Source organism: Oceanobacillus sp. NCCP-135, assembly GCF_059698015.1.
Genome location: NZ_BAAKSZ010000053.1, coordinates 1 through 3,101 on the forward strand (window position 1 = coordinate 1; position 3,101 = coordinate 3,101).

At 35.2% G+C, this 3,101-nt stretch carries 3 protein-coding genes; all 3 read left to right on the forward strand.

Features of this window, described 5'->3' with window-relative positions; all coding sequences use genetic code 11:
- The first annotated feature begins 773 nt into the window (after positions 1 to 773).
- A complete protein-coding gene (locus tag AC6HVZ_RS18995; RefSeq protein WP_497559705.1) occupies positions 774 to 1,766 on the forward strand; it encodes an AimR family lysis-lysogeny pheromone receptor in 993 nt (330 codons plus the stop codon).
- A gap of 778 nt (positions 1,767 to 2,544) precedes the next feature.
- Positions 2,545 to 2,826 carry a sporulation transcriptional regulator SpoIIID gene (gene spoIIID / locus AC6HVZ_RS19000; protein WP_497559706.1) on the forward strand — a complete coding sequence of 94 codons (282 nt, stop codon included), beginning with the start codon at positions 2,545 to 2,547 and terminating at the stop codon, positions 2,824 to 2,826.
- A gap of 77 nt (positions 2,827 to 2,903) precedes the next feature.
- On the forward strand, positions 2,904 to 3,101 hold a 198-nt coding region (locus AC6HVZ_RS19005), incomplete at its 3' end, for a hypothetical protein (RefSeq protein ID WP_497559707.1).

Consider the following 3,101-nt stretch of genomic DNA (forward strand, 5'->3'; position numbering starts at 1 on the left):
ACCGAACAAGGTATTGGCTCAGGCTGGCTTAGTCTCTATGGTTGACTTACTCACATATCGTTCCTAACTCACGAGTGAAATAAGAAATAACAACTCACTCCTGGAGATGGGGAACTGACGAAGAGAAAGCCGTATGCGGGAAATCTGCACGTACGGTTTGATGAGAGGTCGGAGGGCGAAATCCCTCCTCCTACTCTACTACGTTTGGGAAATATAGAATTATAGCTGGGGCGTCTGTCAACATAGATTAAGTAGTCAAGTAAAGCAGTACTTACTCATTCACTAACGTACGAGAGAATACGAGATTTTTTATAAAATAATATTGAATTTTACTACTTCATTAGGAAGAGGATTGATTATAGAAGTCAGTTATTTCACCGATTTCTACTAATACATTATCTTATCTCTTGTCGTTAGCAAGCTGCGGCGGTGTTTTTCTAAAGCGAAAAATATAAAACTCACAGGGGTATAAATCAATAATGGAACCGAATTACTCGCTGACTTCTATCAATCCTACATTTGAATTACACCTGCTAGAATGACACATTTGCGTTTTCTTAACGTTTCCTAATGATAAAAACCCAATTAAATATTACTTTCTTGCAAAAATTGTCGAAAGATATTTCTGATTATTTTAATATTCTATGTTATTATAAGAATTAACCAAATAAATGTTAATTCTTGCCGAAATATGAAAGTATTAAAGTATGAGTGTACTGAATTATTTTTATGAGAGGAGTCTTGCATAAGTCATGCACTTACCCACCATCTTTTTGTCTAATACAGAGGTATTATCACTGGAACAATTAATGGCATTATTATCTCAAAAACATGATCATCAAATAGTTGTTGAGCTGATGAGGAAATATTGTTTAACGTCTACTTCAAATGATATACAGAAAAAGGGAATGGAATTTTTATATATCAATGGATTTTATGAGGATTTAGATCAACTAATCCAAAAAAATAAGGAATCCGCATATTTTTCGAATAAGCAATGGGCAGAGGTTTATGATTTAATGATGGATCGGAGACAAAAGAAATGCTTGCCATACGAAATAATACAAAAGGTTAAGCAAATAAAAACCACGGAACCAGAGTTAATCTGTTTGATCGAATTTGCAAAAGTAACTGCGTATTATGATTTAAATCAATATAATAAATTAGGGAATTTTTTAGAAATACAACAACAATTATTTGAAGCAATCGAGGATAGATTGTTAGTATCGTACTTTAACATCCGGTTGCATCAAACCTTATATTTTTATTACATGTCCAGAAATGAATTAATAATTGCTAGAAAATATGCTTATCGTGTTTTAAATGAAACTGGGAATATACGAACAAAAATCGGGATTCATATCAATTTGGGCTTATCCTATACATTTGATACCTATTTTCAAGGAATGTACCATCTCAATGAAGCATTGAAACTGGCAAAATCAGAAAATATATCATCTGCTATTCACGCAATTGAACAGCATAATATCCCATTTTTATCCGCCCATTTTAATAAAGTAGATCATATTTATTCAACAGATAAAAGTGAACAAGCACATATTGAAATCGCCAAAGGCAATTACTCCAAGGCAATCGAAATTCTTAATGAAATTCCACTGGATAGTCCGTTTAAGCTCTATTATATGGGTAAAGCAAAGCAGGACAAGCACCTTCTTCTTAAATCTTACAATTACTTCATCGAGAAAAGAAGCGACTACTTTTTCAGCAGGTTACCACTTAAAGAAGTAAAAAAGTTAACTATATAAGCTTAAGGGGGAAAATCCTAATTATTTTATTTTATTGAATATGGATCAGCTTTTCTTGTAAAGAATAAAAATTTGTAAAGGAGCAAATAAAATGAAAAAAACAAGAATTTTTCTATTTATTTCTGTTACAATGATTATCTTTTCTTTACTACCGGAATCAGTTGGAGATTTAATAATTTTTAGTGATCCAGAGCTAGGTGAAATGGATTAAGTTGACTAATTAAATGTAGATGGATTAACGGTTCTCCATGTAGCGTACGACGATAGAGAGAATGAAACTGGGATAATGTCAAATGGAAACAATGTGTTTCACCTTTACAAGAAAAGTTGAACCTGTTTATAAATTGTAAAAGCATGCTAAAGCCTTATTTTTGCTATAGTTAAACGTACACTTACCCACTGAATAACTGCAACGATTCGCTGCAGTTATTTTTTTTTTGAAAAATACTCCATGTCCACCTACCTAAAGATGTAATTTTAATCATAAACATGCAGGTCTGGTAATAAAATGTTATAAACCAAGCAATCAGAAATGTCTGAGGTGAGAGCTTGTGTGGCTAGAAAAATAGAAGTATAAATTATATGCATCTTTATTGGAATTAATTACAGAAAATTTTGTAAATAATATACTCTAGGTTAGAAGCGGCTCTTGAGCATATGGGAAAGTATACATAATCACGATCATTGTTCACCGGGATTTTTAGGAAGGCCACAGCAAAATTAACACCTTGTCTCAAAACCACACCTCGGAAATATCCAACTTAGGGAGGCGAATGGTGTGCACGATTACATCAAAGAGAGAACTGTCAGGATAGGAAAATATGTCGTGGAGACGAGAAAGACTGTCCGTATGATAGCTAAAGAATTTGGTGTTTCCAAAAGCACAGTCCACAAAGATTTAACAGAACGCTTACCAGAAATAAATCCTGAGTTAGCAAATCAAGTTAAGGAAATACTGGAATACCACAAAGCAATCCGCCATCTCCGTGGTGGCGAAGCAACAAGACAAAAATATAAACTAGATTCAAAAAAGGAAGGTGAAGTAAAGCCAGTAGGATGATAGTCAATCAATAGTTTATAAGAGCGGAAACCCAGTCTGTATGGCTGGGTTTTTTTAGGTGGCGGTAAAGCTGTGCGTTGCTGGATGGAGGGAGCGCTTCGGTTTCTGCTAGAACGGAAATATCGTTTGGGAGCATAGCGGATATCGCCCGGAGCAGCGGGAATATCGTCGGGAGCGTGTGGATATCGCCCGGAGAATGGGAATATCGCCGGGAGCCGAGCGGATATCGCCCGGAGAATGGAAATATCGTCGGGAGCGTGCGGATATCGCCCGGA